General features: G+C 59.8%; 3 protein-coding genes. 2 read left to right on the forward strand and 1 reads right to left on the reverse strand.

Annotated features, from left to right (window positions below):
• Nucleotides 1–130, forward strand: a 130-nt coding sequence (locus MKK54_RS02790; protein WP_244008667.1) for a transposase, incomplete at its 5' end; no start/stop codon positions are given.
• A 21-nt stretch (nt 131–151) separates the two neighbouring features.
• Nucleotides 152–661, forward strand: coding sequence for a hypothetical protein (locus MKK54_RS02795; RefSeq protein WP_244008987.1), 510 nt, complete (start codon nt 152–154; stop codon nt 659–661).
• 669 nt (nt 662–1,330) lie between these two features.
• On the opposite strand, the gene MKK54_RS02800 is transcribed toward MKK54_RS02795, so the two are convergent.
• Nucleotides 1,331–3,679, reverse strand: a complete 2,349-nt coding sequence (locus tag MKK54_RS02800; RefSeq protein ID WP_244008989.1) for a tetratricopeptide repeat protein — start codon at nt 3,677–3,679, stop codon at nt 1,331–1,333.
• Nucleotides 3,680–4,303 lie beyond the last annotated feature (624 nt).

The following is a 4,303-nucleotide window of genomic DNA, read 5'->3' on the forward strand; positions in this document are numbered from 1 at the left end:
CAACCAGGTCGAGCGCCTCTGGGCCAGGCTCAAGGAATGGCGCGCCATCGCCACCCGCTACGAGAAGACCGCCATCAGCTTCATGGGCGTCCTCTACCTCGCCGCCGCCCTCCACTGGCTCAAGCGATGACACACCCTAGAGGAACGTGCCGTGGCGCTCGGCTGGAGGCTGATCGACGAACCACTCGCCGGCCTGCACTTGGTGGCCGACGGCCGAGTGATCCGTCCCGACGTCGTGGGTCTCACCGCCCGCTTCGTCCTGCCGGCGAAGGCGCAGGACGTGCGCCTCGTCTCCCACACCAGCGTGCCGGCCCACGTGGAGCCCGGCACGAGCGACGACCGCCGCCTCGGTGTCTCGCTGGCCGGCCTCACCATCGATGACGGACTGACAGGTGCACGCGAGATCGCGCTGGACGATGCCCGTCTTGATGACGGCTTCCATGCCCTCGACCAGGACGGATTCCACGTTTGGCGCTGGACCGACGGCTCGGCTGTTCTGCCGGCCGCCCTGTGGGAGGGCTGTCAAAGCATACTCTTCCTACGTCTCACACTGGCGCGCCCCGCACTGCCGCGTTGGGTCGGGCCGCGAAGAGCCGCCGCAGAGAGGATGAGTCAGGGCGACGCTCGCGGAAATCTGAGGCCGCACTTACCGGCAGCCTGACTCCTATGCCGCACGGTACGACATCGCCCGCCCAGCTTGGTGCTACAGCGGGCTTTTTCGTCTCAGCGACGCACGCGTCACGGGGACCTTGCACGGGTCATGCATGCGGCCCGGAGAGTCGGCAGAATGATCTGTCCGGCCATTGTCCTTACCCGAGGCAATTCCTTCACCCGCCCGGCGAGAGCCGCGGCGGGTTTTTCGTTTCCGGCGCAGCCCAACGATCTGCACCGCTCACACCGATCTTGCGGCCCTCTATCTCCACGATAGAAATAGCAACGGCTGTCCAGAAGCGATCACGTGTGCCCCCGGCCCCACGCCTCCCACGCCGGGCTTCCTCTCGGGCGATAGCGTAGGCATGGGGGCCATAGGCCGCAGACAGATCGCGCGCCTTCAACTGAGCCTCGGCGCGGAGGCGCCAGCGCATCAGGCGGTCGGTGAGCCAGCGCGACAGCGGCCCGATCATCGGCGCGGCGCCCGCCAGTCTGACGCCTTCGCCTCGTCTCCTTAGCTGAACATGCGCTCGCCGAGTTATTTTCGTTTCTGATTTAGGTTTTAATCGCACGCACCCGACACACATCATAGTCTATCGCCTGATAATCAGATATTTTTATTTGTAAATTAATAGTTTAACAACGCATTAAAATATATTATATTACATTTCAGATAGAATTAATTGAAGTTTTTCCGAAAATAGAAACTTTCGCCGGGCAGAGATCCATATGTGTATGGCTCCTGACTACTTTCGGTTAGCTTTAAGACATCATCTCGAACATATCGAAAAATCATACTGATTTCCAGGTTCGGTTCAGCCAGCCTTTTAATCAAGGCAGCCGCGTAAGGGCTGTGACCGCCGCCGCCATCCATGGCCTGCTGACCCGCTTTCGCTGCGAATGCGACGAGTGTGCCGCCCGTCGGTTCGCCGATGCCGGTCAATCCGGGCGTAAGCGCCCTGTTGCTTCCGGTATGCTTCATCTGAGAGGCGAAGGGATTGTCCCGGCAGGCATCCAGAACGACGATCCGCAACTTCCGCGCCTGTGCCACCGTCGATAGGACGCGGTCAAGGGATACCGTCTCGTCCGGCACCTCACGATCGAGCTTCATCTTGGCGTCGACGGGAACGAGATAATTTTCGCCGTTGATCTGGAAACCGTGGCCGGCATAGTAGATCATTGCCCAATCGGAGCGCTCTGCCTCATCCTCGAAATCTTTCAAGGCAGAAAGAAATTCTTCACGCTTTAAGTCCTTGACGAGTCGGACGCTGTCGAAACCGGATGCCTTGAGAGAAGCGGCGATCGCATCGGCATCGCGTCCCGGATTGGCCAGGGTTCCAAAAGCGCCGTACGCCTGATTGCCGATGACGAGCGCGACACGGTGACCGGGATTGTAGACCGAACCCGGTTTCGCGTTGGCCGCCAGTAGGGCCTGGTTTGCGCGGACCCGCGCGGTTTCCGCCTTCAAGGCCGCCTGCCGGAGATTGCTCTCCGCCTGAACTGCGGCGATCTTCGCGTTGGCGGCACGCTCTGCCTCCAATCGCGCCTGCGCAACGGCCCGGTCGACCTCTCTCTTCACCGCCGCTTCGCTCGCCGCTTTCGCTTCCTTTTCCCGGGCGAGCAGAACTTTCTGCGCGGCCCCCTGTTCGGCGGTTTCGGCGGCGGCGACGGCGAGGCGCGCGGCATTAAGGCGATCCGACTGAAGCCTCTCCGCTTCAGCTTTCGCGATGGCCTCAATGCGCGCCCGCGCGATCGACTGCGCCGGCTTCGCCTTCTCGGCGTCGATATCCGAGGGTAGGGAGAGAGCCTTGACGAAATCGAGTCGCGCGCGCGCAGTGTCACCCTTCGCTTCGTAGGCTAGACCACGCCCAACGTATGCGGCGACGAAATCTCCGACGCGTCGAAGGGCTTGATTGTAATCGCCGATCGCCGCGTCCGCATCTCCGACCTCGCGGTAAGTATCGCCACGCAACGTCAAACCGACAGGGGACGATCGGCCGAGGCCGACGGACTTGTTCAGATCAGAGATCGATCGGCGTAAATCCCCCTTCAAGCGAAAAATCTCACCACGATTGGCATAGGCAATATCGAAGTTCGGATTCCTCAGAATTGCTTCGCCGAAATCACCGATTGCCTTGTCGAATTCCTGCCTGTCGCGATAAGTTAAGCCCCGATTGTTGTAGGCCTCGGCGGATTCCGGATCGATCTCGACCGCACGGTCGTGGTCAAGAATGGCACGCTCGACGTCTCCCGAGAGGCGATAGGCTTCCCCGCGGCAGGAATAGGCCTGCTGGAACTTGCCGTCGATCTGGATCGCCGTACTGCAATCTTCGATCGCTTGATCATAGCGCGCTTTGTCCATCCAGACTGCGGCCCGATTGATAAGAGCTTGTGTATCTCCGGAGTTATTCTTGATGACGGTATTATAATCGACGAGAGCCCGGTCAAGACGTCGAAGGTGATATTGAGCCCAGGCGCGATTCGCGAACGCACGCGTGAAAGCCGGATCAAGGCCAATCGCCTTGTTGAAGTCCAGGATCGCCCGGTCGTACTCACCTTGATCGTTAAGGACGGCGCCTCGTGCATTCAGCAGTGCCGCGGTCGAACCCGCAAGCTTAATACAGGTATTGAGATCCTTGAGGGCCTCGTCGAGTTGACCCAGCCGATGCCGAGCCAAGGCACGTCCCTGAAATCCGAGGTAGGACAGGGGCGCCCGCTGCACGACTTCTTCGAAATCGCGCGCTGCCGCCGAGTAATCGCCGCGCAAGAACCAAGCCCGACCACGATTGAGAAAGACATCCGGCAAAGGCGTATTGGCCTGATTGGCGGATATGAGGCGCGTGCAGGCTGATATCCTCTCTCCGAGGTCGGAATTTTGTCTCTCGCAAATCGATTGATCATTGTCGGCGGCGATCGCGCTGACGATCATCGAGTCGGATATAGGCACATTGAGCTTGGTAAAAATAGTAAATGATGAGAGCAAAGCGATCGCTATTACGGTTTTGAGATCTAGAAAATGCTTCAACATATTGTTAACCATTTTGCATTATCATGTTGCTGTAAATCGAAATATTCGAACGTGCTCAGAGAACGATATTCAGTTTTCCGTTGCATTCAAGCAACAGATTTTGTTGGAAAACTGATTTATCGAGGTGAAATCATTGGGGATGGGGTGGATGACTAGTCTGATCCGGGGAGCATCGCTCGCCAGTGTGCTCATGGGATATTCCCTTCTTGCGCAGCCAAGTCCCGCCTCCGCCGCCACTGTATGCACATTTCTGTTTGCCGGGCCAAATGGAACGGTCTGCACACAGGTCCCTGATCCTCCCACCGGCACGGGCGTCGGGACAGGCACCGGCACGGGTGTCGGGACAGGCACCGGCACGGGCGTCGGGACAGGCACCGGCGCAGGGGCAGGCACCGGGACAGGGGCAGGGGCAGGCACCGGGACAGGGGCAGGGGCAGGGGCAGGAGCAGGAGCAGGGGCAGGCACCGGGACAGGCACCGGGGCAGGGGCAGGGGCAGGGGCAGGGGCAGGGGCAGGGGCAGGTACCGGCACAACGGTCGGCCCAACGGGCAATGTCGGACCGACGCAGATCTTCGTGTTTAATGGAAACACTGCTGGAACGACGACTATATTCTGTCCGAAGCA

This window comes from Methylobacterium sp. J-068, assembly GCF_022829445.1.
GTDB lineage: Bacteria > Pseudomonadota > Alphaproteobacteria > Rhizobiales > Beijerinckiaceae > Methylobacterium.

Excerpts from the sequence above, each read along its gene's own strand:
- MKK54_RS02800 (WP_244008989.1), bottom strand. The coding sequence starts at position 3,679 with ATGTTGAAGCATTTTCTAGATCTCAAAACCGTAATAGCGATCGCTTTG.